General features: G+C 33.8%; 26 protein-coding genes. 10 read left to right on the top strand and 16 right to left on the bottom strand.

What is annotated here, in order from left to right; genetic code table 11:
* Positions 1-207: 207 nt before the first annotated feature.
* Entirely contained in the window at positions 208-804 is a 597-nt protein-coding gene (locus NiCM35_RS12720) for a MerR family transcriptional regulator (protein WP_095331982.1), read from the top strand.
* Positions 805-892: 88 nt separating this feature from the next.
* Here NiCM35_RS12720 and NiCM35_RS12715 read toward each other — a convergent pair whose 3' ends face one another.
* From NiCM35_RS12715 to NiCM35_RS12705, 3 genes are read right to left on the bottom strand one after another with little or no spacing between them, the layout of a single operon-like run.
* Positions 893-1372: a glutathione peroxidase gene (locus NiCM35_RS12715; protein ID WP_095331980.1), complete on the bottom strand. Its 480-nt coding sequence runs from the start codon at positions 1370-1372 to the stop codon at positions 893-895.
* 12 nt (positions 1373-1384) lie between these two features.
* Positions 1385-1921, bottom strand: coding sequence for a hypothetical protein (locus tag NiCM35_RS12710; RefSeq protein ID WP_095331978.1), 537 nt, complete (start codon positions 1919-1921; stop codon positions 1385-1387).
* A gap of 35 nt (positions 1922-1956) precedes the next feature.
* Complete coding sequence (locus tag NiCM35_RS12705) at positions 1957-3627, bottom strand: formate--tetrahydrofolate ligase (protein ID WP_123259306.1); 1671 nt, start codon at positions 3625-3627, stop codon at positions 1957-1959.
* Positions 3628-3988: 361 nt separating this feature from the next.
* On the opposite strand from NiCM35_RS12705, the gene metA reads away from it, so the two are divergent.
* Entirely contained in the window at positions 3989-4897 is a 909-nt protein-coding gene (gene metA / locus NiCM35_RS12700) for a homoserine O-acetyltransferase MetA (protein WP_371000547.1), read from the top strand.
* 371 nt (positions 4898-5268) lie between these two features.
* Here metA and NiCM35_RS12695 read toward each other — a convergent pair whose 3' ends face one another.
* Entirely contained in the window at positions 5269-5973 is a 705-nt protein-coding gene (locus NiCM35_RS12695; RefSeq protein WP_095331971.1) for an AIM24 family protein, read from the bottom strand.
* 213 nt (positions 5974-6186) lie between these two features.
* Between NiCM35_RS12695 and NiCM35_RS12690 the strand changes: the two genes are divergently transcribed.
* The gene (locus NiCM35_RS12690) at positions 6187-6399 is read left to right on the top strand and encodes a DUF3892 domain-containing protein (protein WP_095331969.1); all 213 of its coding nucleotides are present in this window, start codon (positions 6187-6189) and stop codon (positions 6397-6399) included.
* Positions 6400-6487: 88 nt separating this feature from the next.
* Here the strand turns inward: NiCM35_RS12690 and mntR are convergent, their stop codons facing one another.
* The 5 genes from mntR to NiCM35_RS12665 form a co-directional block, all read right to left on the bottom strand.
* Positions 6488-6913, bottom strand: coding sequence for a transcriptional regulator MntR (gene mntR / locus NiCM35_RS12685; protein ID WP_095331968.1), 426 nt, complete (start codon positions 6911-6913; stop codon positions 6488-6490).
* 305 nt (positions 6914-7218) lie between these two features.
* Positions 7219-9369: a type IA DNA topoisomerase gene (locus tag NiCM35_RS12680; RefSeq protein ID WP_123259305.1), complete on the bottom strand. Its 2151-nt coding sequence runs from the start codon at positions 9367-9369 to the stop codon at positions 7219-7221.
* A 257-nt stretch (positions 9370-9626) separates the two neighbouring features.
* Entirely contained in the window at positions 9627-10616 is a 990-nt protein-coding gene (locus NiCM35_RS12675) for an aromatic acid exporter family protein (protein ID WP_235973214.1), read from the bottom strand.
* On the bottom strand, positions 10616-10915 hold the full coding sequence (locus NiCM35_RS12670) for a hypothetical protein (protein ID WP_095331959.1): 300 nt from the start codon (positions 10913-10915) through the stop codon (positions 10616-10618). The genes NiCM35_RS12675 and NiCM35_RS12670 overlap by 1 nt, the downstream gene beginning before the upstream one ends.
* Before the next feature lie 296 nt (positions 10916-11211).
* The gene (locus NiCM35_RS12665) at positions 11212-11499 is read right to left on the bottom strand and encodes a hypothetical protein (protein WP_163186205.1); all 288 of its coding nucleotides are present in this window, start codon (positions 11497-11499) and stop codon (positions 11212-11214) included.
* Between the two features lie 415 nt (positions 11500-11914).
* Between NiCM35_RS12665 and cspD the strand changes: the two genes are divergently transcribed.
* Positions 11915-12115: a cold-shock protein CspD gene (cspD, locus tag NiCM35_RS12660; RefSeq protein WP_009332654.1), complete on the top strand. Its 201-nt coding sequence runs from the start codon at positions 11915-11917 to the stop codon at positions 12113-12115.
* Positions 12116-12216: 101 nt separating this feature from the next.
* Here cspD and NiCM35_RS12655 read toward each other — a convergent pair whose 3' ends face one another.
* Positions 12217-12402, bottom strand: a complete 186-nt coding sequence (locus NiCM35_RS12655) for a zinc-finger domain-containing protein (protein ID WP_095331941.1) — start codon at positions 12400-12402, stop codon at positions 12217-12219.
* Between the two features lie 31 nt (positions 12403-12433).
* Positions 12434-13093, bottom strand: a complete 660-nt coding sequence (locus NiCM35_RS12650; RefSeq protein WP_095331940.1) for a reverse transcriptase-like protein — start codon at positions 13091-13093, stop codon at positions 12434-12436.
* 475 nt (positions 13094-13568) lie between these two features.
* Here NiCM35_RS12650 and NiCM35_RS12645 point away from each other — a divergent pair, with 475 nt between their 5' ends.
* Complete coding sequence (locus NiCM35_RS12645; protein ID WP_095331938.1) at positions 13569-13958, top strand: reverse transcriptase-like protein; 390 nt, start codon at positions 13569-13571, stop codon at positions 13956-13958.
* A 434-nt stretch (positions 13959-14392) separates the two neighbouring features.
* Here NiCM35_RS12645 and NiCM35_RS12640 read toward each other — a convergent pair whose 3' ends face one another.
* Positions 14393-14662 carry a DUF6123 family protein gene (locus NiCM35_RS12640; RefSeq protein ID WP_047940419.1) on the bottom strand — a complete coding sequence of 90 codons (270 nt, stop codon included), beginning with the start codon at positions 14660-14662 and terminating at the stop codon, positions 14393-14395.
* A gap of 182 nt (positions 14663-14844) precedes the next feature.
* The gene (locus NiCM35_RS12635; RefSeq protein WP_095331937.1) at positions 14845-15321 is read right to left on the bottom strand and encodes a divergent PAP2 family protein; all 477 of its coding nucleotides are present in this window, start codon (positions 15319-15321) and stop codon (positions 14845-14847) included.
* A 108-nt stretch (positions 15322-15429) separates the two neighbouring features.
* On the opposite strand from NiCM35_RS12635, the gene sspL reads away from it, so the two are divergent.
* Positions 15430-15564 carry a small, acid-soluble spore protein L gene (gene sspL / locus NiCM35_RS12630; RefSeq protein WP_303983520.1) on the top strand — a complete coding sequence of 45 codons (135 nt, stop codon included), beginning with the start codon at positions 15430-15432 and terminating at the stop codon, positions 15562-15564.
* A 227-nt stretch (positions 15565-15791) separates the two neighbouring features.
* Here sspL and NiCM35_RS12625 read toward each other — a convergent pair whose 3' ends face one another.
* Positions 15792-16664 (bottom strand): 5'-3' exonuclease, encoded by an 873-nt coding sequence (locus NiCM35_RS12625; RefSeq protein ID WP_095331956.1) that lies wholly within the window; start codon positions 16662-16664, stop codon positions 15792-15794.
* A 220-nt stretch (positions 16665-16884) separates the two neighbouring features.
* Between NiCM35_RS12625 and NiCM35_RS12620 the strand changes: the two genes are divergently transcribed.
* From NiCM35_RS12620 to NiCM35_RS12610, 3 genes are read left to right on the top strand one after another with little or no spacing between them, the layout of a single operon-like run.
* Complete coding sequence (locus tag NiCM35_RS12620; RefSeq protein ID WP_047940416.1) at positions 16885-17256, top strand: GntR family transcriptional regulator; 372 nt, start codon at positions 16885-16887, stop codon at positions 17254-17256.
* Positions 17249-18124, top strand: coding sequence for an ATP-binding cassette domain-containing protein (locus tag NiCM35_RS12615; RefSeq protein ID WP_123259302.1), 876 nt, complete (start codon positions 17249-17251; stop codon positions 18122-18124). Before NiCM35_RS12620 ends, NiCM35_RS12615 begins: the two co-directional genes overlap by 8 nt.
* Positions 18121-18840, top strand: coding sequence for a hypothetical protein (locus NiCM35_RS12610; RefSeq protein WP_123259301.1), 720 nt, complete (start codon positions 18121-18123; stop codon positions 18838-18840). Before NiCM35_RS12615 ends, NiCM35_RS12610 begins: the two co-directional genes overlap by 4 nt.
* Before the next feature lie 181 nt (positions 18841-19021).
* On the opposite strand, the gene NiCM35_RS12605 is transcribed toward NiCM35_RS12610, so the two are convergent.
* Together NiCM35_RS12605 and NiCM35_RS12600 are read right to left on the bottom strand one after the other, a co-directional pair.
* Positions 19022-19891 carry a sulfurtransferase gene (locus tag NiCM35_RS12605; protein WP_123259134.1) on the bottom strand — a complete coding sequence of 290 codons (870 nt, stop codon included), beginning with the start codon at positions 19889-19891 and terminating at the stop codon, positions 19022-19024.
* A gap of 34 nt (positions 19892-19925) precedes the next feature.
* A complete protein-coding gene (locus tag NiCM35_RS12600; protein WP_433779677.1) occupies positions 19926-23513 on the bottom strand; it encodes a dynamin family protein in 3588 nt (1195 codons plus the stop codon).
* Positions 23514-24147: 634 nt separating this feature from the next.
* On the opposite strand from NiCM35_RS12600, the gene NiCM35_RS12595 reads away from it, so the two are divergent.
* A complete protein-coding gene (locus NiCM35_RS12595) occupies positions 24148-24600 on the top strand; it encodes a chemotaxis protein CheX (RefSeq protein ID WP_123259299.1) in 453 nt (150 codons plus the stop codon).
* Positions 24601-24658: the final 58 nt, after the last annotated feature.

The raw sequence follows: 24658 nt of genomic DNA, 5'->3' as shown, positions 1-24658 counted from the left end.
ATCCCTATTCTATCGTATTATTATTAAGAATTTTTGTAAAGATACCATAATAATAATTTTTCTAATAATTATGTATATCCAACAAAACTAGACAAAGCTCGTCAAAGGATTTTTTTTTCTTTTCACGAAAATTATAAAGACAAGGGTTTTAAACGTCCTTCTTGCCATTGGTCTGTTTCGATTATTTTATAATGAGGGGTGTATAGAATGTTAAGCGTACAAAAAAAAGAACTTACGATTAAGGAAGAAAACAGCAAATTATTAAGTGTGAAGGAAGCTGCGGAATATATTAATGAAGGTCCTGGTGTTGTTCGAAATTGGTTAAGAGAATTGAAAACGCTCATACCAGTCATTATTGGCGAAAATGGCTACCGATATTTCGATCAAAAAAGCTTAGATATTTTAGTAAAAGTTAAACAAATGCGTAATGAAAAACAAATGTCTTTAAGACAAATTGAAGATGAGCTGACAAGGCCTTTACCTGCCTCTATCCCCATTGCCACTGAAGCTACGGAAAAAATTCTTCAGGATTTACAAACAATCAAAGAAGAATTAGAACTCCAAAAAAATTTCAATCAAGTATTAGTACAGCAACTAAAAAAGCAGCAAGAGCATATCGAATTTCAGCAAGAACATATTGCCAGTCAAGAAAGAAAAATAACTTTATTAGAAAATCCAATTGTTCTAAAAGAAAAAGAGGAACAATACTATGCTAAATCTAGAAAGAAGAAGCTGGCCGATCTAAATGAGCGGGAAACGAAGGAGAAAAAAAGTGGATTTATCCGCCTCTTTTCTTATCGTTAATCGTTCCTTATCATAAAAAATAAGGATCTTCAGCCTTTAGTGACAGGGTGTTCGTTCACTAAAAGCAGAAGATCCCTATTTTTTTCTGTTATCGGATAAGCTTTTCAATATCTGCTTTTATCTCGCTAGGACTTGTACTTGGTGCATAGCGGTCCACGACATTTCCATTGCGATCAATAAGAAACTTCGTAAAATTCCACTTGATTGCTTTCACACCTAATGCACCTGGTGCTTCTTTTGTTAAATATTGATAAAGAGGATCTGCTTCTTTACCATTCACATCAATTTTAGCAAACATCGGAAAAGTCACACCGTAATTCACTTCACAAAATGATTTTATTTCTTCATTTGTTCCCGGGTCTTGACTCATAAATTGATTACTTGGAAAACCCAGAACCACAAACCCCTCCTCTTTATACATTTGATACAATTCTTGCAGCTCTTTAAATTGAGGAGTAAAACCACATTTACTTGCAGTATTCACAATTAATAGGATATCCCCTTTAAAAGTGCTTAATGCCTGCATTTTTCCATCCATCGTTTTTACTTTAAAATCGTAAATGCTCATTTTACACTCTCCTTATACAGTTAATAATGAATCAATCGATTGAAGTGCAGTTAAAGTTTTTTCCATAAATTCCATCATCGTAATCATATCATCTATCTGTTCTTCTGTGATTAAACGATTAAAATCAATCGTAATATGATTCAGAATCGTTTGCTCCGCCTCAAGTGGCTGATAGCTGATTTCTTGCCTAATCTTCAAATCTTTTCCCCATATCTCTTCCACTAATTGCTGTATCAAGGGATAAAGAGTTTTGTCTTGTTTATGTCGTAAAAAAAGATGAATATATACGGTTGCACCAATCCACTTTTCTTTTTTTACACTCGCTAAAAGTTCAGCCGATAAATTTTGTAAATCAGCGGATAATTCAAACATTAGCTTAGCATTTTGTTGATTTTTCAATCGAAAAGTAATGGTATAATTTCTTGATAGCTTACTACTATTAAATACATCATTTCGATCTAAGACAATAATATCCCCATCTAAATCTTTATCATATATCAAGCCTTCCATTACTGTTCTCATATTTTCAAACGCTGTGGGATCAAACATCCTTTGTTCTCCTTTTTCCTTAATACATCCGGATATTAAAACAATCCAACTGCTTTACCGTCTTCATCAACATCCATGTTTAAAGCAGCAGGAGTTTTCGGTAAACCTGGCATTGTCATGACTTCACCAGTGAGTGCTACAAGGAAGCCCGCCCCAATAGATGGCTTAAATTCACGGATTGTAATTGAAAATCCTTCTGGTCTGCCAATCAATGATGGATCATCGGATAAAGAATATTGTGTCTTCGCCATACAAATAGGAAGATGCCCCCAACCAAATTTTTCAAAGTCGGCAATCTGTTTCTTTGCTTTTGAAGAATATTCTACCCTATTCGCTCCATAAATTTTTGTGGCAATCGCAAGCACTTTCTCTTCTATTGTAGTATTAAGCGAATATAAATGTCGAAAACTTTGTTCTTTCTTTTCGAGAATCGCTAAAATCTTTTGAGCAAGTTCTATACCGCCATCTCCACCTTTTTCCCAAACCTCTGTTAAAGCAACAGGAATTTGTGCTTGTTCACAAAGCTCTTTCAACACACTAATTTCTAATTCAGTATCTGTTACGAATTTATTAATAGCAACAACAAATGGTAAACCGAATTCTTTAATACTTTCTACATGCTTTTGTAAATTAGCAAAACCCGCTCGCAGCGCTTCTATATTTTCAACACCTAGCTCTTTCTTCTCGACTCCTCCATGCATTTTTAAGGCACGAATTGTCGCAACTATCACGACGATTTCAGGATCTATCTCTTTATTCCTAGCCTTAATATTTAAAAATTTCTCTGCTCCTAAATCCGCACCAAACCCAGCTTCAGTGACAACATAGTCTCCTAATTTGACAGCAGCAGTAGTTGCAATGACACTATTGCAACCATGGGCAATATTGGCAAACGGACCGCCATGAATAATCGCTGGAGAATGCTCGATTGTTTGAACCAAGTTTGGTTTAATTGCGTCTTTTAAAAGTAATGTAAGCGCACCTTCTACCTTCAAATCTCCCACAGTTACAGGTTCTCTGTCTACATTATACGCAACGACCATTCGAGCCAGTCGAACTTTTAAATCATTAATATCTGCGGCCAGACATAAAACAGCCATAATTTCAGAAGCAACCGTAATGTCAAAGCCATCTTCTCTCGGAACTCCTTGTAATGGCCCTCCTAAACCAATCACTACTTTTCTCAGCGCACGATCGTTTAGATCAACTGCTCTTTTCCAAACTATACGGCGCTGATCAATACGACATTCATTGCCTTGATGTATATGATTATCTACTAAAGCTGCCAACGCATTATTGGCTGTTGTAATAGCATGAAGATCTCCAGTAAAATGCAGATTAATATCCTCCATAGGTAATACTTGCGCTTTTCCTCCGCCTGCTGCCCCTCCTTTGATCCCCATTGTAGGACCTAAAGAAGGTTCTCTCATTGCTATGACGGTTTTTCTCTGTAATTTATTCAACGCGTCTCCTAATCCGACTGTAACAGTTGATTTGCCTTCTCCAGCAGGAGTTGGATTAATAGCCGTCACAAGGATAAGTTTACCTGATTTATTATTTTTCAACTTATTTAAGGTTGATGCTGTTATTTTCGCTTTATATTTTCCATATAATTCAAGATCATCATCTGATAAACCTAGCTTTTCGGCAATATGTATTATTGGTTTCATTACAGCTTGTTGAGCAATTTCGATGTCAGATTTCATTTTTCGTCTATACCTCCATGATTATCCTCTGGTAATTTCAGTCTTCCTTTAACATTGTACATTAAAAGAGACATGATACATACACGTTTCGACAAAATCATTATCTTACAAACATACTTAAAAATAATCCATAAATCCCTTTTAACATTCCTTCCTTTCACAAGATTATATAATATCTTTCAAAAATTCAAAACATTATGATTGCGACATATTCCAATCAAATTTATAATAAGCTATGATATTGATGGGAGAAAGTAATAACTAATTTATCGTTTAAATGCGATTGATATGAAAAAAACGGCAGTGACACCACAGACAATACAGAAAAGACGATTATAACTATAGGAGGAGACATACCTTTATGCCTATAAGAATTCCTCAGCTCTTGCCAGCACGAGAAATACTTGAAGATGAAAATATATTTGTAATGGAAGAAGGGCGTGCAAGAACCCAGGATATTCGACCATTAAACATATTAATATTAAACTTAATGCCTCAAAAAGAAAAAACGGAGGTACAAATATTGCGTTTGCTTGGGAATACTCCTTTGCAGGTCAATATCTCCTTTTTGAGAACAGCATCGTATGAGTCAAAGAATACAAGTTCCTATCATTTGGAACAGTTTTATCGCGATTTTGAAGCAATAAAAACAAATAAATACGATGGAATGATTATTACAGGAGCGCCTGTGGAATTAATGAGTTTTGAAGAAGTTGATTATTGGGATGAATTAACCAAGATAATGGAATGGTCGAAAACAAATGTAACGTCTACTCTGCATATTTGCTGGGGAGCTCAGGCAGCTTTATTTCACCATTTTGGCATTAATAAGTATGAGTTGGAACAAAAGTGTTATGGAATTTACTCCCACCATGTCTTAAATCCGGCAGATAAATTAATGCGTGGTTTTGATGACAGCTATTTAGCTCCCCATTCAAGACATACTAATGTATCAATTGAAGAAATCAAAGCACATCCAAAACTTGAGCTGTTGTCTGCTTCTGATGAAGCTGGCGCCTTTATTATTAGTGGAAATAAAGGCAAACAAATCATGGTTACCGGTCACTTAGAGTATGATTCTAGCACACTTGCTGAAGAATATAAACGAGACAAAGAAAAAGGTTTAAATATTCACCTACCCCTCGGTTATTTTCCCGAGAATGATCCTAGTAAAAAGCCATTAAATAGTTGGCGGTCCCACGCTCATTTACTATTTTCCAACTGGCTGAATTATTATGTGTATCAAGAAACACCTTATGAGTGGAAATGACACACATCAAGTAAAAATAGCTGGCACATAAGATTCCAACTTAAAATAAGAGGTTGGGATAAAAGTATTTCAATTTAATATAACCCGAACAATTATACATTCATACTAAAAAGGATTCGTATAATTGTTTGGGATTTTTATTTATTGAAGAAAAAGGTTTGTGGTAATCACCCGCAGCCTGAATACACTTCGCTTTCCATGGGGCGAGCGCCAAGCCTCCTCGTTCTGCCGAGGAGGCTTAGGTTGCTCCCCGCGGAAAGGGAGTGTCTGTAACGCAATGGAACGAATTGGATTCACCACTAAATTAGAGATTGTTCGTCTTTATCCATTATTTATTTTGCTTTGTCCCACCCTTTTTAATGAGAGTTTATTTAACTGTTATTGCTTCCACTATTCGAAAAATATACTTCTTCGTATGGCTGAATAACGACGAAGCCCTCTCCCGAAAATTTCATTTGAATGGATTCTCCGCTGCCTCTTCCAAAAAATGATTTAAGAGTAATGTCTGTTACAAATTCTGGTTGTAGACTTCCCGACCAAGCAACTGTCGCATTAGGATCTGTGAATACAGGGTTATTTGGAGTAACTCTTAATGTTAATGGTTCGTAATGTGACGTAATCGCAACGATGCCACTTCCTGACAGGTTGATATTAAATAAGCCGCCAGAAAGCATCCCGGCAATTCTTTTCATTAACTTAATATCCCATTTGATAGACGGCTCAAATGCTAGTAAATCATTGCCATTTACAAAGATAGAATCACCATTTAAACGGAGAATGGAAATTTTCTTTCCTTGATCAGCTAAGTAAAGTTTACCCGTTCCTTCTGCTTTCATTAAAGAAGCACCTTCACCAGTTAACGCTTTTTTAAACATTTTACCTATTCCGTGTTCCAAAATACCTTCGCGAGTAAACCGAATATTTCCTCGATAAGAAACCATACTTCCTGCTTTCGCCCAAATTTTATTTGTTAAATTAATTTCAAGCATCCTTTCTGTTTCTAGTTCGAAAATTCCTTCATTTTTATCTTGCTGCTCTGTCTTAGCTAAAAACTCCTCTAAGTCATATCTCCCCATTTTCTCACCTCTTCTAAAATTGTTAATTTAAGGATATCATTTAGCTAGTTGCATGAAAATAAAAATATAGGGTAATGTTAAATATATTTTCTTCTATAATCTATCACTGCATCCGGCAATTCATGATAATTTCAAATGGGGTTGTATATACTATTTTATATACATTAATTGGCAAGAAAAAATCGTATGTGATTACAAAGAAAGGAGCTAATTATGGAAAAAATTGTTGCAGTAGAACGAAATTATATGGGAGACATTATTAGTTTTAAAACATCTAATGGTAGAGTAATTTCCTATCGAAAAGCTTTGCTTGATATCGAAACTGGGATAATTGACGGAGTAGAAATTATGGAAAATGAAAGAGAGCAAGAAGATTTACCCTACTCGATAATAGATAACTTTGACAATTATCCACCTATTTTTTAACCGTTTTCCAATAGACAATAAGGGCAATTCTCTGTAGGCGTTTATTCTGCTTTATTAAAGCACACACCTAGAGAAAATTGCCCTTTCTTTATTCGATTGAATCGTTTTTTTGCTGAATTATTTTTAACTCTTCTACATGTTTTGGATTCTCTTCAAAAAATTGCACTAAATCACCAATACGATCAATAGAGTCCCAGCTTAGATGATGTTCTATTCCTTCTACATCATCATATATATTTTCTTCTTTCACCCCAATAATTCTTAATAATTGCTCTAAAAGTTCATGTCTATACACTAATCGCTTGCCGATTTTCTTTCCTTTTGGGGTCAAAACCAAGCCTCTATATTTTTCATAAACCAGATACTCATCCTTATCCAATTTCTGAACCATTTTTGTTACAGAGGAGGGATGGACAGATAGGCCTTCGGCAATATCTGATACTCGTGCATATCCTTTATCTTCTATTAGGTTGTAAATGCGCTCAATGTAGTCTTCCATACTAGGTGTCGGCAATTCAACCCCTCCTTTACCAGGATTACTCCTTTTTTCTATTCTATTCCATCATGCTTGTCTACGTTATATGTATGTAAATACTTGTTTAAACAAAAAATTCACCTCTTTACAGAGGGAATAAACGTTTTAGAATAAGCTAGTTAAAATAGTGTGGCATAAAAGTATTTCTTAAGCATTTTACTATAAAAAAAATAAGGAAACAAGATTCTTTCTAACATAAGCTTCTTAAAAAACTCGTTCCCTCAAGTAAATTCCATGTGCTTTTATCTTTCTATTTTAGCACTGATACAAATTTGTAGCAAAATCTATTCGGGAAATTCCATTTTCCAACTAAAATACTCGTTATCCTGATTCTTCTCATATTTCATGATAGCATCAAATTTATTTCCTTTTTTGCTAATTAATCCTTTAACTGGCGCTTTCCCATTCTTGAGTAGTGCTTTAACCATCGTTTTCGTCGGCTTCTTCTTCATGGTCCCAAGAAATTTATCATTTTTCCAAATGACATATTTACAGCCATTTTTCCAGTTACTGCAGCCAAACCCCTTTTTTCCTTCTATAACAGCATGACCACAAAGGGGGCATTTCCCCAATACTTCTGTTTTGCCCTTGGTATATGTAACTTCTTGGATAATGATATCTTCTTCCTTCTTTATTGTTTCCACCGCGTTTGTTGTGAAGCTGCTAATTATTTGCAAAAATTGTTGTTTACTAAATTGTCCTTTTTCAATATCATAAAGTGTTTTTTCAAGTCTTCCTGTGAAATCTAAGTTAAACAAATCTTTAATTGGAAAGATTTCGACCATTCTTCTTCCTAACTCCGTACAAACTAAGCTTTTATTTTTTGCTTCTATATAACCAATATCTTTTAGTTTTTTTATCGTTTCAGCACGAGTAGCTGGCGTCCCAATGCTAAATCCGCTTAAAATGGATAATACATCTTCCTCTGTATCCGCATCAAAATTTTTCCCGCAAGTTTCCATCAGCCGAAGCAGTGTCTTTTCCGTATGTTCCTTTGGCGGCTGTGTAGTATGGATGCTAGTGGATGCTTTTTGTGTTAAAACCTCTTCTTGCAAATTTACTAACGGAAGCATAACATCTTTCGATTGTATATTTTCAATTTTTTTCCATCCCTCTACTAATTGAACTTTTCCTTTTGTTACGAATCTTCCTTTTAATTCCACTTGATTCACGCTTGTGATGATTCTCGTCTCTTCTACCTCAGCAACAGGCATAAATTGCATTAATAACCGATTTTTTATTGCTACATATACTTGTTCTTCCTCTTGGCTTAATTTTTTGGGGAGAACATAAGTAGGAATAATTGCGCTATGACTTTCCACCTTTTTATTATCAAAAATTCGTTTGGATGGCACAAATTTCACTTCATTTTTAAACGGTAAATCTGCGGCGAGGAGATTTACCACTTTTTCTGTTTTCGCAATAAGACTTTCTTCTAGGGCAATACTCGCAGTTCTTGGGTACGTGATATATTTCTTTTCATAGAGACTTTGCGCAACTTTTAATACTTTATCAGCTGTCCATCCCTTATATTTGCTAGTTATATAGCCTTGAAGATTAGAAAGATTAAACAAAAAAGGCGGATATTCCTTTTTCTTTTGTACCTTCTTATCTATTACAACTGCTGTTTTGCCTTTAATCTGTTCTTCTATTTCTTTCAAATATAGTTCTTCTTTAAACTTTTCTTCTTTGTTTTCTAGATAAGTACCTGTATAACTACTTCCATTTTCCGTTAAAAACGTTGCTTGCAGTTTATAATAATTTTCTGGAACGAAATTTTCGATTTCTTTATCACGATCATAAATGATTTTAAGCGTTGGCAATAAAACTCTTCCAATATTCAATGCCTTCCCTTTGCCTTTTTGATATTTCAAGGTTGCCACAGAGGTTAAATTAATACCAATTAACCAATCGGCCCATTGTCTGCTAACTCCGGCATCTTGAAGAGGTCTTAGCTCTTTATTAGAACGAAGATTATTTAATCCATTCAATACTTCATTCGGTGTCCATTCATTCAGCAATAGTCGGTAAACTTCTTTTTCCGTTTTTAAATTATAAATAATACTATCTCCAATTAGCTGTCCTTCTCGATCATAGTCACAGGCAGATATGATTGAATCTACATCTTGTCTTTTCATTAACCTATGAATAATTTTCAGTTGTTTTTCTGCTCCACGGTCGGGCTTGTCTCTATCTTTCGGATCAGACTTTACTTTATATTGAAATTTCGGAGGAATAAATGGAAAATTTTCTAATTTCCATGTAGACATTTTTTCATCATAGTCTTTCGCATCATTTAACTGCAATAAATGGCCAAAAGCCCATGTAACAATATAGCCATTTCCTTCAAAATAGCCATCTTGTCTGTTTTTTATTTTTAAAGCATCTGCAATGTTTTTCGATACAGATGGTTTTTCTGCCAATATTAATTTCATCTATATCACCTTTTTTCATAACTTACGTTTCTTGTTATTTTATACAAAATAATATTATAATCGCAAAAAAGATAATTGTATAGAAAGGGGAAAAGCAGTAGAAATGCAACTAGAGGATAATAGAAGTGTTTCAATTAATTTATAGAGATTACTATATTTATGCTATTAATTTACCAATACTAAAGGGAAGTTTGCCTATCCATAATAAATAGACGGAGAACATAGCAAATGAAATTCTCCGTCTTTCCTTAAGATAACTAATATGCCACCTTCAAGGATTTTTTAATTTGTAAATACTGTTCTAATTCTTTTAAAACAAAAAAAACATGCGCCTGTTCTTCAAATGAATCCCAGTCAGCAGGCAGTTTATCATGCTTGATCAGCTCTTCTACTCTTTGGAGTTTACTTAAAAATAATACGGCCGTATTTCCTGAATGGACACATAAACTAAGTTCTTCCAGAAAGTCTGCCACCAGCTCTCGTTGATTATCTAATGTCTCTACAGATAAAATTCGATCAAAAAGCCTTGATATAATCTCTAATTGCTTTTCTCGGATTGTGAAGTAATGATAATAATAATTCTCTTTTCGAGTAAAATGATTTTCTACATCACGATAGGCGACTGATTTTGCACATTGTACAATATCTGATGCACGCTTTAATTTTGAAGCATACTCTTCTGTGATTTCATTTGTCCGCAAGTAAACAACCATATCCATCAATAATGCTTTAAAATAGGACTCAATATCCTTTTGATGTACTTTCATTTCCTTATCTAGACTAGGCATATAGCTATTAACAAGTAATGCTGCTCCAATTCCAATTACGATCAATGCCCATTCATTAAGAACAACGTCCCAAGTCATATGGTTGGTGGAATATATATGGAGGATAATAACAGTACTTGTTACAACCCCTTCATTTACCTTAAGTAAGACAGTGGTTGGGATAAATAATAGCAATAATAAACCAATGATATACGGTTCATACGCCATCCCCTCAAAGAAAATATAGGAAAATGGAATGGCAAGCATACATGCGATAAAACGTGAAAATGCACTATGCAAAGACTTTTTCTTCGAGTTTTGAACACAAAGTATGGTTATAATCGCTGAAGATACATAGAAATCTAAGTGAAAAAACTGGGCGATAGTTATTCCTATACTTACCGCAACTGCTGTTTTAAAGGTTCGATAACCAATTTTATATTTTTTCAGATTTCGCAAAGCTCTATGCATTTGCATCATCAATCACAACCAGTAACTAATAAATCATCCTGTAAAGAAGCTAACCTCGTATTTATTGCAATTTTATCACCAGGTTTTACTAAAAGTTCCACCACAGATCCACTAAAAGGAACACTGACATCTTTTATTTCTCCTGCTAATGTTCTAATAGTCAAAATTGGTTCCCACTCATAGAAATAAGCTTTTTCCTTCATTAGAATCTCACTAACAGTGCCTTCAAACGGACTAAGGATCATCTGGTCTTCTCTGGAAATTTCATAATACGGACTTTGACTGCTCTTTACAATCGTTTCAATCATTTTAATAAATCTTCCCTTTTATTTATTTTTTTACTTTACTTGTTTTGGGTTTATTTCATTGATAAATAAACTTAGTAATATAATAGTAATCATGTTAATAAAAACACATTTCCCCCTATAATTCAATGATTTCATGGATAATTTCTGCTTTTTTTCATAGGAAATTTTTGCATAAAAAACTTCTTTCAAATGTCTGTCAGGATTGAATCCCGCAGATATAACAATGAAAGCGCGAACAGGTTGTTTTTAAAATTATTTCTATTTGTTTTATGAAAAAAAACTAGCTGTTAGCTAGTTTACATAAAATACTTCTTTATTTTGCTGTCTGTTTGGATATACCAATTTTCTTTTTCAATAATGTTTGATACCGTTAAAATAAGAGATGGGATTTTTTCTACATTGAATACGATTAAGCCAATTTTTTTTACCATAATGACAAAGGACTCGCCATGTGAAAAACTAGGCAGCACACTCCCTAATTGAAGAATACTTTTTACTATCGCTTCCTTACTGTCTTCCTCTAGAACAATATTTGGGGTAAATCGCAAAATCCAATTTTCCTTTTCCATTGAAAATCGATACATTAAGCCACCCTCTTATTCTATTTCCTAAAAAAAACAAAACTGCTATTTCATCATATGTGGAAAATCATTATTTATGTAACCTAATAGTATGGGTAAAAACCTCTTTCAGATCCCTCCTTTTTTCCCATCCAAGTATTTATATTTTCATCCATTTATTTTGAATCACACCAAATTTAATCATCCTATGTATTCGTTTTCTTTTTATTCAGCTAATAAGAAAACCCTTCCAAAAATTTAATTAAGTTTTCCGAAAAAACGCTTAGAAACCTTGACTACATATGGGTAATCGTGTATATTATAGACATCATTTAACAAAATTCAGAATAATTATTTTCTATTATTATTTTGTTCTATGAAAATATTTATTTTATAGGCACAATTCATGTGTCTTGAAAGGCTTAGGAGGAAATTTATTATGCAAAACGGTAAAGTAAAATGGTTCAATAACGAAAAAGGTTTTGGCTTCATCGAAGTTGAAGGCGGAGATGACGTATTCGTACATTTCACTGCTATTCAAGGCGAAGGTTTTAAATCATTAGAAGAAGGACAAGAAGTTTCTTTCGAAATCGTTGAAGGAAACCGTGGACCTCAAGCTGCTAATGTTGTTAAACTATAATTAATAATAATATCTATTAATAATAGTATTCAGGGGATTTTGCAAGGAATTTTCTTCTTGCAAAATTCCCTTTTATTTTTCGCTTATGGAAAATGATCCCATCATTTTGAACTCGATAGTTTTTCCCCATATTCCTTTAGCTTATTTCCCACCGTACATTGCGAAATACAAAAGCGGTGAGCTCCCCTTTTACCATACTCTACTTTGTTTTGTCGGTATAGAAAACAATCTTTACAATAATCTTGCATTAATTCATCTGCTTCTTTCATCCATTTTTTTCTTTGCAAGCTTCACCCCTCCTTTCTTCTTACTGGCCGATTAGAGCAATTGCATTTTACTATAGATACGTTTCCCTTCTAACGCTTGAGTTGCCAGTTTATCTGCTTCCTTATTGTCGTTTCTGCTAATTGAAGTATAAACCATGCTCAAACGTAAAGTTTTGATTTTCGCCTCTATCCGATCGAGCCAATTATTTAAATCTTCTTCATAGCATGGCCACTCGCCTTCTAATTGTTTCAATACTACTTGGGAATCCCCTTTCACTTCACAAGTAACACCCTTGACTTCCAATTCTTCTAAGAGATTTAATGCATGACAAAGAGCAGCATATTCAGCTTCATTATTGGAGAGGATATCATGAAATAATTCATTTGCCCTAACTCTAAATTTCTTCTTTCCTTGATGAAAGAAAAGTACGACACCGATTCCCGCCGTTTTTGTTTCCTTATGGTAACCTCCATCAAAATATATCGTAAAGTCATGAGGCTCTTCTTCTATTTCTTCATTTAGTTTCCGTAATTCTTTTAATGTCCAGCTTGTGCCTTTTTCATCATAAAAAAGAATATCTGCTACATCATTACGTTTTTCCAACTCATCCCCTGCTTCGAGAGCCAGACTTGATTGGATCCAATCTGATGTAAAATAGATAAAATCTTTCTTTTTCTTCATTTGAAATTTATATTCTAATTTGTATTTCACAACGGAACAACCTTTCTACATATAGAATGACGTCAATAAGAGCGGGATTATTCTTACTGTCCGTTAAGGAAAAAACTAATTCTCTCCACTAAAAGATATAAAAATCCACTAATCCTTATGTTTTATAAAGATTGAAGATGGAGCCCAAAATCCTTTGGGCTCCTTCCTTCAGCTGTAGGATCTCTCACTTTCTCCCATCTACCGTAATCAATCGGACTTCTCAGTATTTCACTTTTTACTGTAACTATTGCAAAAGCAACGGACTTTTAGAAACCAATCTTTTCATTTATAATATTATACATCTTATTTCTTATTTTGTTTTTCTTTTCCACCTTGATGGAAACTTCCCACTCATCATAAGTCGATAGAAGTTTAATGATATATATACAATTTATACAATTAGTATGAAAATAAAATAGTCACAGATCGTACATAATCATTGCTTAATCATATCAAAATTTTTGGAGGTAGCAAAATGATTGAAGTTTATATAGATGGTGCTAGCGCTGGAAATCCTGGTCCAAGTGGTGCTGGTATCTTCATAAAAGGTCATGGTTCTGCAGAAAAATATTCATTTCCTCTTGGTTCAATGAGTAATCATGAAGCGGAATATCATGCATTGATAAAAGCCTTAGAAATCTGTATCCATAATAAATATCTTTCCGTAAGTTTTCGTACTGACTCAGACCTCGTAAGTCGCGCAGTGGAAAAGGAATTTGCGAAAAACAAAAAATTCGCTCCGCTGTTGGAGCAAGCATTAAAGCTTATCAGTCAATTAGAGTTATTCTTTATTAAATGGATTCCAAGTAATGAGAATAAAACAGCAGACGAATTAGCAAGAATTGCCATTAGAAAAAATAAATGAGGAAGTTTTCACCCATTCTGTTTAAGCCTTCCCATCAAAAGTAATAAAATATACATAGCATTCAAACTGGATTTTTTTAGAAAATAGTGATTTCAATCAATGGGAAAGTGGCTGGAGCAAGTCGCAGCTTGGTAAAAACCATTAATAATACTAGTAAGTAGTGCTGCTATCATACAACTGGTTATTTATGATTTCCCTGAAGTTAGTCAAGTAATAATCTAGATGACTGCAAATGATTAATGAAACAGCATTTAGACTATTAAGGTGCAAAATAACAGCTGTATAGCACGAAGGATACTTCTAAAATACTTAAAAAGAGCAAAAACCCTTGCGATTATAGGGATTTTCTAATAGCGTACCCATATAATCGCCCGGGTTTATCTGATGACGTCAAATATCAACTCTTCTGGATGAGAAAATAATATCCCCTTTTTCTAGAGGGGAAATAAGTGATTTCTTTTTATAAAGCCGATTACTTCTTTTTTTGTTTTCAATTCGTTGTCGTTAAACATCTCGAGTAAGGAAACGAAAAAACTGCCATCAAATTTTTTTTGTATTTTTAAAGTACATTCAATTGCAGTTATGACAAGTTCATCTGTAGCATTTGTATATGCTTTACCAAAATAAATAAAACCTATCACATCTTCACCAAAGGAAAAGCCTTTACTTTCTAAAAAGAGCAAAAATTCCTCTACCGTTTTCAAACTTAACGTACATTCCCCTCTATCCTTTTACCTATATGTTACTTTATATCACGACAATTTTCTAGCTTTTTCAACATTTTTCCGTCTCTTACCAAGCTTTTGTCACCTATTTTTCATATTCAATTTATACAATGAAAAAGGCTAGAGATCATAAGAACTTTATTTCTCTAGCCTTTTGTTTATCACCGCAGTAATGAACGTTTCTTTTTTGTAAATACATGGCCAAGAAAACCAACTAGTACACCTAATAAAGCTCCTCCTAACACCTCTTGAGGCTGGTGGCCAAGCATTTCTTTCAGTTTTTTTGGTGACTGCTCCTTAAAGGCGATATTTTTGTCTTTATTAATTTTACCGACTAACTCTCCTAAATCATTCACTTTTAAGGTTAATTCACCAGTCTGTCTTCTAATCCCTTGTGCATCATACATAACAATTAAACCAAAAATTAAAGACATAGCAAAGTCAATGGTTGGTAAACCACGCTTTAATGCTATAAATGTTGTAAGGGAAGATACGCCTGCCGAATGAGAGCTTGGCATTCCGCCTGTTTGAAAAAACAAGCCTTTATCCCACTTCTTTGTTTTAAAAAATTGTATAGGTATCTTTAAAAACTGTGCCAATCCAATACTAATTAAAGCAACATAAATGCCCTTGTTCATCTTCATCACCTCTTTCAAATAGTCTCTTTCTTTATGGATGATATTATTCTTGGTTGTTCATACTATGAATGATTTTTATTTCCACAACTAGTTGATGAGGTGAATACAATGAGTAAAAACCATGGAAACAGAGGAAAAGCAGCTGGAGGAGTAAATCCACAAGGGTACGGTCAAGACGCCGATATAACTCCATCTCCAAAAAGTAAATTGGAAAATGCAGCGAAAAAGAAAAATACAAAATAATGATAGTCCAGTAATTCTCTATGAGGATGAGGCTGTATTAAAGCCTCATCCAGCTTCTCTTATTCTTTTCCCCCTTCTTACAAATAGACATAGAATAAAGGAACAGAAAAAGAGAATCTGTAAAAATGTAAATGTCTAGTTTCCCTTAAAAAAAACCAAACGAATAAAAAAAGATTATACGAAACATTCCATTAACATTCCGCCTAATCTTTTGGGTTAATCTCTTATTAAAATAAAGTAAGTGCTTCTTTCTTTTCTACATAATGATGAAATCTTTTAAACTCTAGCTCTTCGAATTTTTTTACTGCAGTTACTGGATTGATATTTAAGTAACTTTCTTCTAGCAAACAGCTTACTGGTACGTCACATTTAATTTCTGCTAATTGCCTGCTTAAATGAAGCATTTCAAGATCCGCTTCAATCTTTGTTCGTTGTCCCTTTGTAAGAAGTGATAAATTAGCTAGAATTCCTTCGATATTCTCATGAACTTGCAGCAGCTTCAATGCTGTTTTTTCGCCAATTCCTTTAACTCCGGGGTAATTGTCGCTTGTATCGCCCATTAAGCCTTTTAAATCAATCATTTGTTTTGGTGTTATTCCTTTTTCTTCTTGAAAACTAGAAGGTGTATAAAGCATATAATTACCATAGCCTTTCTTTAATAGAGCTACGGAGATATGGTCATCTAATAATTGCAGGATATCCTGATCACCTGTAAGAATGGTGACATTAGCTTCCCCTTTCATTTGCTTTGCGATCGTTCCTATACAATCATCTGCTTCAAATCCTGCTACGCCTATATTCGGTACATTAAAACTTTCGACAACTTCCTTAACTAAATCAAATTGTGGAATTAGTTCAACTGGGGCTTCTGAACGATTCGCTTTATACGACGGATACATTTCTGTGCGAAATGTTGTACTTCCCATATCCCAACAGACCGCCACATGAGAGGGATTAAAATGTTCAATCGCTGTGAAAAAGTGTTTTACAAAACCATGAACCGCATTGGTTGGAATTCCTTTTGTATTGACCATAAATTGACCTGTCACTGCTGTAGCAAAAAATGCACGAAATAATAGCGCCATTCCATCTACTAACATTAGGTTTGCCTGTTTCTCCTTGTTCAAAATGCATCTCTCCTTTATCCATTAGTTCATTATAACAGAATCTCTAAACCTTGTGGCTGGTAGCTTTTTCTTTTTTTATTACTTACTTAAAAGAATAAATATCCGCTTAAGTATATTGACAATATTTTGTTATTGTTTTATAGTTGATTACACAACTAATCAACCAATCAACATTATAAGAAAGGGGCAGATCGTGAAAGCTGTTTTTGATGACTCAAAACCTATTTTTCAGCAAATTTCAGATATGATTGCGAATGAAATCGTCGAAGGTGAGTTGTTAGAAGGTGACCAAATTCCTTCCACCACCGAAATTTCTAAATTTTATCAAGTAAATCGTGCAACGGTGCAAAAAGGACTCGCTGCATTAGTGGAAGCTGGATATGTATATAAGCAACGGGGTGTTGGAATGTTTGTGTCTAAAGATGCTAAGCAAAAGTTGCTTGAAAAGCGCAAAGAAGAATTCTACAACGATTATTTAAAACCAATGTTTGAGGAAGCAAAGCGTCTTGAATTAAAAAAAGAAGAATTACTAAAAATAATTAAGGAGGATTATAAGCATGATTAAACTCGAAAATGTCTCTTTTTCATATGGAAATACGCCTGCTCTGCGGAATGTAAGTATTGAGGAAATAGAACCAATCATTATGGGGCTCTGGGGTCGAAATGGTTCTGGTAAAACAACGTTTATGAAACTTTTAGCGGGTATGGAGAATATTGATGCAGGTACAATCAATGTAAGTGGAATTATCCCATATAATAATACAGAAACAATGAACAATATCACTTATATACAAGAAAATCATCCATTCTCGATTCTCTGGAATGTCGAAGATGCCTTACATTACGGTGCATTATTTAACAAAAACTGGGATGCAGATTTAGCCGAACATCTGGTTTCCCTATTCGAACTACCACGGAAAAAGAAAATCAAGAATTTTTCTAAAGGTATGCAAACGATGTTACAAATCATCCTTGGTTTAGCTAGTAAATCACCTGTAACGATAATGGACGAACCAACAAATGGACTGGATGCTCATATGAGAAAACAGTTCTATGACGCACTTTTAAATACGTATGAAGAAGATCCACGTTTAATCATTCTATCGACACATCATATTGATGAAATGGAAGCATTGTGTGAAAAAATTGCCGTCATTAACGAGCAGACAATCGTACGGTTTGAGGAAACAGAAGAATTAAAAAGTCGTGGAGTTCATTTATCTGGATTAGCTTCAGCAATTGAGCCTTTAATAGAAGGATATCCCATTTTAGAGAAAAGAAAACTCGGAAAACAAATGACTGTGATGATGGACGACATCTATTCGGATAACTGGATATCTAAAGCAAAAGATGCAGGTGTTACTATAGAAAAAGCTAAATTACAGGATTATCTTGTTAACTATACAACCAGAAAAGAGGGACAAAAAATATGAATACTTTTAGAGGACCATTCCGATTAATGATGCGAGAAATGAGCATGACATTTTATATCAACGTTTGTATTACTTTTGTTCTGTTTGTTTTTTATAATATTTTAGGATATATAGGTGTAGCAGAATCTGGTTCCTTTATTTTGTTCGGTCCCTTATTTGTCGTTTTCCTTTTATACCCATTTATTAATTTTACTAGTTATCAATATATCCTTTCATTAGGCGGGACAAGAAAACAGTTTGTATTAGCTTTCTATCTTTCCGCAGCCATTTATAGTGTTTTGAGTGGAGTAATCCTTAATTTATTCTATCTTTTCACTACACTATTAACAAGCGGCAATTATCTTTTTCACTTTGCAAAATTCATCCACACCACAAACTGGCTTATTTATTTTTGGATAGATTTTTCTTGGATTTTCTTTCTATTTAGTTTGGGAATGCTAGCAAAAACGGTTTGGTTTAATTACGGAACGGCGTTTTTACTCGCTGCATCCACGTTACTGCTAATACTCGGAACGATTGCTGTTATATTTGGTGATATGAGCATCTTCATAACCACATTTTTTGAACATCATTTAAAATTTGTTGCCATTTTATTTGGATTATCAATTGTTTTTCTTTTATTGTCTTATTCCTTAATGAAAAATGCGCCTTTAGAAAAAGGAGGACGGTTGAATTTCAAACAATATAAACGAAATAATGTAGTCATTCATAGGTAAACAAACACTATAGATAAATAATAGAATATGAATATTGAGGGCAGCATCTATGAGTCTAACGAGGCATTCGGATCCGCCACAAGGAAATAAAGCCAAACAATCACTTAAAAGTTTGATTGTTTGGCCCTATTTTTGTTCATTTCCCATAAAATTAAAAGTTAGTCTCATTCTTTATATTTTTTCAAAGAGAATTCTCCTCTTTTTCATCTTTCAAGTCAATTGGCAAACAGGTTTCAACTTCATTTTCTTCATAAGAAATCCAATCACTAAAACTGCCTGGATAAAGCTTGACCTTATCAAGTCCAGCCATTTTTAAGGAAATAAAATTAGGAGTAGCAGTTATGCCAGAACCACAATAGACAATATATTCTTTATTTGCATCTAGAGAAGAGAATCTACTCTTTTGCTCCCTTTCTGCTAAAAAGAAGCCGTTTTCTATCCCTTCTGTCCATACAAAGTTTATTGCTCCTGGAATATGTCCCTTTTTCTTATCAATTGGCTCTATTTCTCCTGTATACCTTTTATGCTCCCTAGAATCAATCAATATCTTATCTTGGTCTTTTGTTTTTACTAATTCTGAAACCTCCTCATAAGTGGCAATCATATGCGACTGAATCAGAGGAGAGAAATTACTCTTTGAAAAAGCAGGGACTTCTTGTGAAGTAGGATAATCCTTCTTTAGCCATTCCTTATAGCCGCCATCTAAAATGTATGTTTTCGAATGACCTATATAGTTCATTAGCCACCATAGTCTCCCGGAAGATGCCCCATCCCCATTATCATAGGCAATGACTATTGTATCCTTTGCAACACCTATGTTTTCTAACTTATGAACAAATTCTTCTATATTTGGCAATGGATGCCGTCCCCCATGGTTGCTGATTGGAGCGGAAAGATCTTTTTCCAGGTGAAAATAAACACTATTTGGGATATGACCTTTTTTATACCACTCGATACCGGCATCAGGATTCTTTAAATCACAGCGACAATCAATTACCCTAATCGTATCTTGATCTATGTTTTTATTTAACCAATCAACACTTTTTACAATTTCCATCGTTATCCCTCCACGACTGTTCTCTTTTCTAATTCGTTTGTTGCGCAAACTCTGTTTGTACTGATTCTTTAATAATCCACTCTAGTTTTTCAATATTTTCATGTTCAGTTAATAATGCCGTTTTGCCATCATAATATTCGGCTACTTGTTCTTTCAGATTAACAAGAAGTATATCGATATGTTGTGCAAACAATTCTTTATAAAAAGCAAAAAAGGAGTTAGTTTGTTCCTTTATATATTTGTTACCATGCTCATCCACCAATTGTTCCATTTCTACTCCCATATTCTTTCGTTCATTCTTTTCAAAAAAACTCTTCGGATTTTTGTAATATTTGATGCCAATTTTATTAAGAATAGTATCTAATTCTTTAAAAGGGGCATGAAATATTATATTAGAATCTAACTCTCTTTCTATTTCTTCTTGTAAACGAATTTCTTTATTGATAGACTGAATCAAATGCCGAACTTCCTCATAACCCTCTATTTTTTGTTTATAAAAGAGTTGATCTAGTCTCACGTTTACTGCTCGTAACTCTTGTTCAAATTCAAAATTCAACTGAATGAGAAACGAAGTAGTCGCAAGTGATATTTCCCTTTTCTTATTGTCTCCTCGTAAGATTGATGGATGATAAGCTTCCTTCATTATCTCATGCAGTCGAAACATCACTCTTTGCTTTATATAAAACAATTGCTCCTCTACTTCCATTTTGAATTTTTCCAGAGCATGCTGGAAATCTTTACTTTCTATTTGAGATAGAATGGTCCATTTTTCCTCCTTCAATCTCGATAACTCTTGTTCTGCTACTTCTTTTTTTGCAAAAGTTGATTCCACCAATTTCTTTAATAAATCTATTGTTTCCACGTAATCTTTTTGAGCAGATTGAAGCATCATGGACAGCCACTCATGCTCGATAAAGTCATACATTTGTTCTTCTGCTTTTTGCATCCACTTCCCGTAAACATCATGCTTATAATAAAGACTAGAAACAGGAAGAATTCTTGGCGAACGTATCCCATATAACTGCAATTGCTCTTGCAAATATTCCTCTACTGCTGCTTGCTCTTCTTGATCCTTTGCTAAATCAATTGCATTAATGACAAAGAATATTTTATCCTTTTCAAAGGCATCCTTTAATCGTCCAAGCTGCATTAAAAACGCACGGTCTGCTTTGGAAAATGCGTGATTATAGTAGCTGACATAAAAAATACAATCTGCCTTTTTCATAAATTCAAAGCTTAATTCCGTATGTCTGCTGTTAATGGAGTCTCCTCCTGGAGTATCAACAAGTGTTATTCCTTTTCTCGTAATCTGACAATCAAAATAAACATCAATGGATGCCACGAAACAAGAGGTCTCTTCTATTGCCACATAATTTGAAAGCTCTTCTAATTCAATATTGGTCTCACTGCCTAAATAATGACGATGGTCAGAATACCCTTTCAGGAAAGCTTGAAGATAGCGAAATTCATTAGCATATCTCTCCATTGGATTTGCCGCGAGCGTGTTTATTATCTTTTGTGCAGCTTCTAAAGAATTGGCCTCTTCCTTCACTAGCTGTAAATAGTCATTTATTTCTCTAAGCATTTCTGACTCTGACTTCCATTTTACAATAACTGTTTTATGTGGATGCTCTTCATCAATTGGTAATATTCTGTTTATGGTAGCAGTTGTTGGGTTTGGTGATACCGGCAAAATGGGATAATCAAGTAATGCATTGGCAAATGAAGATTTTCCAGCACTAAAAGCTCCAAATAAGCATATAGTATATGTTCGATTTTCAATAATGGCAGCTTTATGGAATAAATTCTTCGCTATATGCGCAAATCCCTTTACTTGTTGAAGCCTGCTGCTTAAAAAGCGCAACTGTTTTAATAATAAATCTGTATCCATTTCCTTCCTTTCGTTTTGTTTTTGAACTTCAACAGGTTTTAGATTCTTTTGTACGTTTTTTGTTTTGGAAGAGGATAGTGACCGATAAGTTATCTCTTCCTCGCTTGTATCAAGTAAACTTCGCAAAATGCTCTCGTCTACGTTTTGTGCTTCACAAAGATGTTCCAGCTCTTCTTTCCACACTTGCCATTTAATCTCTACTTCTTCTTTTTTCACCTTACAGTTTACAAATGCTTGCCATTTCTTTTGTTCTTTTAGAAGGTTTTCTTTTTCAATCTGTAATTGTTGCTTTCGTTCTTCTTTCCACCTATTAAATAGTTGGGTGATTTCTTTCCTGAAAGACTGCTTCAAATCATTTTCAACTGTTTCACAATAGACTAGAACATAATTTTCGGAAAGCTGTGCGTTTTTATTTACTAACGCTTTTAATGTCTGGATACTTAAAATAGATGTCAGTCCTTTAATTAGCGAAAAAAACTCTGCCTTCCCCTGTTTCTCAAAAAACTGAGATAATGGTGTTATTAATTGAATTTGAACAAGCTTTTCCAATTCTGTGTAAAAAGTTAAAAGTCTATCTTCTCTTTCCTTTTGCGTTTTGCTTTTACTACCAAATAGGCCAATTTTAAAATTTTTCTGTTCTGATTCTAGATATGATTTAGCCAGTTCCCGAAGATTATATGGCATGATATAGGCATTCTTAATAATTGAATGCCACTCATTTTCTAATGACATTACTGTTTTATTTTCAGTTTCATCCATTGTTTGAATGGCTTTTTTGGTTGACTCTAAGCTTGCTTCTAAAGAATGATACTCTTCTTCTGTTAATTCTGATAACTGATCTTCGAAAGGAGCGATTATTTCAGCATTCTTTGTTTCTATAAAGGAAATATGATCTTTATATAGCTTTTGAAAAGATTCTTCCAAGGAGTAGGGCAGTATTAACTCTTGTTCTTCCATTTTTCTTATAACATAGGTCTTTAATTCTGCCAATCCTTGATAGAAATAATTGGTTTCGATTAAGGTTGTAAAGAATATTTTCTCTGGCTTTATCCCATAGGATAAAAAAGAATCATATACACTTTGCTTAAAATCTGCAAACGAAATTTCTACTTCTCGATGTTTATCCATCTGATTAACAATTAACACAAATTTCTTACCTGAATCCACAAGCTCTTTTGTAAAGTCAAAGTTGATTTCCGACTGAACATGATTATAATCAACTACATAAAAAATAATATCTGCAAGATGGATACTAGATTCTGTTGCTAATTGATGAGCTTGATCTGTACTATCTATTCCTGGGGTATCCATTAAAATAGCATTCTTTATTAGCAGCTCCGTATCTAATCGAACCTCTAATTCCTTTATATCCTCCACTCTTTCTGTTGCCTGTAGAACTGTTTTGATATCAAGCACTTCTTTATAGACATCTGCTTGATTAGAATGATATAAAACTTTCAGCTGCTTGCCACCCTTTTTTACTCGGATAATATTAGCTGTTGTTGGAATAGGACTTGTTGGTAAAACTGTTGTACCAACTAAGTTGTTAATCATGCTTGATTTCCCGGCAGAATAATGACCACAAAAAGTTGCAATAAATTCTTGTCTTGTCGCTTTTTTAATAAGCTCTTGCAATCTTTGCGCAGTTTGTTGATCATCATATGCCAAAAAATATTGGTAATATGCTGCCCATTTATGTAATGTGTCTATATTCGTTGAAAGCATGATATACTCCTTTTCATCTATGTATTTCTTTTATTTTAACTATTTTCCACATAACAATAAAGTAAAATAAACTGAAAATTGAAAGCGAAGACAAAATAACTTGGTTCATTTTCCTTGTAATTTAAGTACTGACTAATGTGTGTGACGGTAAGATAAGAAATACCCTTATAACTTTTTCCCTCACTATAATTTACATAATAAAATAAAAAACTGTTTTTCCTTTACAGCACTATGTACCTACCTGTAGGAGTGCTGTAAAGGAAAAACAGTATAATCCTTTTTATATGTTATTTCCATTATTTCGTTGCATTTGTAGTATTATGTAAAACATATTTCATAATAAATAAATAACTGATAATCGTTACACCAATAGGAAAAGCTATCATTCGTTACACCCCTATCATTTTACCTGAGAATAATTCTCTATCTCAATTAAATAATATCACTATTGAAAATCATTTTCAATAAGAAAAAAGTTATCCAATTTTTAGTATTTTTTCTTATAAAGTCTGTTAAACCAACAAAAATAGGAAATATGCACCACGAAAAATAACCTATTTTCATGAAAAAATATAAACAAAATAGGTCTAATTTATGATAAGATATTTTTATCAGACGGATGGGGGAATAGTTAGTGACATTAACAAAAAGTACTACTGAAATTTTAAACGCAACTATAGAAGCTGTAAAAGGTGTTATTCCCTGCGAACTACAAATTGAGAAGCCAGGTTTAACTGTATCACCATTTATTTTACAATCTTTAGGGGTTTTAATAGGATTAACAGGTGATTTCCGTGGTCGAATTATTATTGACGGAAACGAACAGGTTTTTGGTAAGATTGGCGAATCCATGTATGGGATGTTCTTGGAAGGGCCAATGCTAGAATCATTCTCTGGGGAATTAGGTAATATGCTTGCTGGAAATTTATCTACCTTTGTATCTCAAAGTGGAATTGAAATAGATATTACACCACCTACTGTTTTAGCAGGTCAAACGAAGCTTTCTGGGTTTGATAAGGCTCTAACCCTGCCGATTTCGCTTCAAAATATTGGGCAATTAAACATTGTGCTAATTTTAGAGATTTAAAGTATTGTTTTGACAATCTTTTAGCTTGCCACATTTTTTTGTCTCATAACTTGTTTGT

This window comes from Niallia sp. M35, from assembly GCF_050971705.1.
In the GTDB taxonomy this organism is placed as follows: domain Bacteria; phylum Bacillota; class Bacilli; order Bacillales; family Cytobacillaceae; genus Niallia; species Niallia circulans_A.
Note: the sequence above shows the minus strand (reverse complement) of the source record. Positions and strands in the feature narration are given on the sequence as shown.

Excerpts from the sequence above, each read along its gene's own strand:
- NiCM35_RS12710 (WP_095331978.1), bottom strand. The coding sequence starts at position 1,921 with ATGTTTGATCCCACAGCGTTTGAAAATATGAGAACAGTAATGGAAGGC.
- NiCM35_RS12615 (WP_123259302.1), top strand. The coding sequence starts at position 17,249 with ATGATTAAACTCGAAAATGTCTCTTTTTCATATGGAAATACGCCTGCT.
- metA (WP_371000547.1), top strand. The coding sequence starts at position 3,989 with ATGCCTATAAGAATTCCTCAGCTCTTGCCAGCACGAGAAATACTTGAA.
- NiCM35_RS12670 (WP_095331959.1), bottom strand. The coding sequence starts at position 10,915 with ATGATTGAAACGATTGTAAAGAGCAGTCAAAGTCCGTATTATGAAATT.
- NiCM35_RS12625 (WP_095331956.1), bottom strand. The coding sequence starts at position 16,664 with ATGTTAGTAGATGGAATGGCGCTATTATTTCGTGCATTTTTTGCTACA.
- NiCM35_RS12680 (WP_123259305.1), bottom strand. The coding sequence starts at position 9,369 with ATGAAATTAATATTGGCAGAAAAACCATCTGTATCGAAAAACATTGCA.
- NiCM35_RS12635 (WP_095331937.1), bottom strand. The coding sequence starts at position 15,321 with ATGAACAAGGGCATTTATGTTGCTTTAATTAGTATTGGATTGGCACAG.
- NiCM35_RS12600 (WP_433779677.1), bottom strand. The coding sequence starts at position 23,513 with ATGCTTTCAACGAATATAGACACATTACATAAATGGGCAGCATATTAC.
- NiCM35_RS12645 (WP_095331938.1), top strand. The coding sequence starts at position 13,569 with ATGATTGAAGTTTATATAGATGGTGCTAGCGCTGGAAATCCTGGTCCA.
- NiCM35_RS12665 (WP_163186205.1), bottom strand. The coding sequence starts at position 11,499 with ATGTATCGATTTTCAATGGAAAAGGAAAATTGGATTTTGCGATTTACC.
- sspL (WP_303983520.1), top strand. The coding sequence starts at position 15,430 with ATGAGTAAAAACCATGGAAACAGAGGAAAAGCAGCTGGAGGAGTAAAT.
- cspD (WP_009332654.1), top strand. The coding sequence starts at position 11,915 with ATGCAAAACGGTAAAGTAAAATGGTTCAATAACGAAAAAGGTTTTGGC.
- NiCM35_RS12695 (WP_095331971.1), bottom strand. The coding sequence starts at position 5,973 with ATGGGGAGATATGACTTAGAGGAGTTTTTAGCTAAGACAGAGCAGCAA.
- NiCM35_RS12690 (WP_095331969.1), top strand. The coding sequence starts at position 6,187 with ATGGAAAAAATTGTTGCAGTAGAACGAAATTATATGGGAGACATTATT.
- NiCM35_RS12715 (WP_095331980.1), bottom strand. The coding sequence starts at position 1,372 with ATGAGCATTTACGATTTTAAAGTAAAAACGATGGATGGAAAAATGCAG.
- NiCM35_RS12705 (WP_123259306.1), bottom strand. The coding sequence starts at position 3,627 with ATGAAATCTGACATCGAAATTGCTCAACAAGCTGTAATGAAACCAATA.
- NiCM35_RS12610 (WP_123259301.1), top strand. The coding sequence starts at position 18,121 with ATGAATACTTTTAGAGGACCATTCCGATTAATGATGCGAGAAATGAGC.
- NiCM35_RS12720 (WP_095331982.1), top strand. The coding sequence starts at position 208 with ATGTTAAGCGTACAAAAAAAAGAACTTACGATTAAGGAAGAAAACAGC.
- NiCM35_RS12675 (WP_235973214.1), bottom strand. The coding sequence starts at position 10,616 with ATGATGCAAATGCATAGAGCTTTGCGAAATCTGAAAAAATATAAAATT.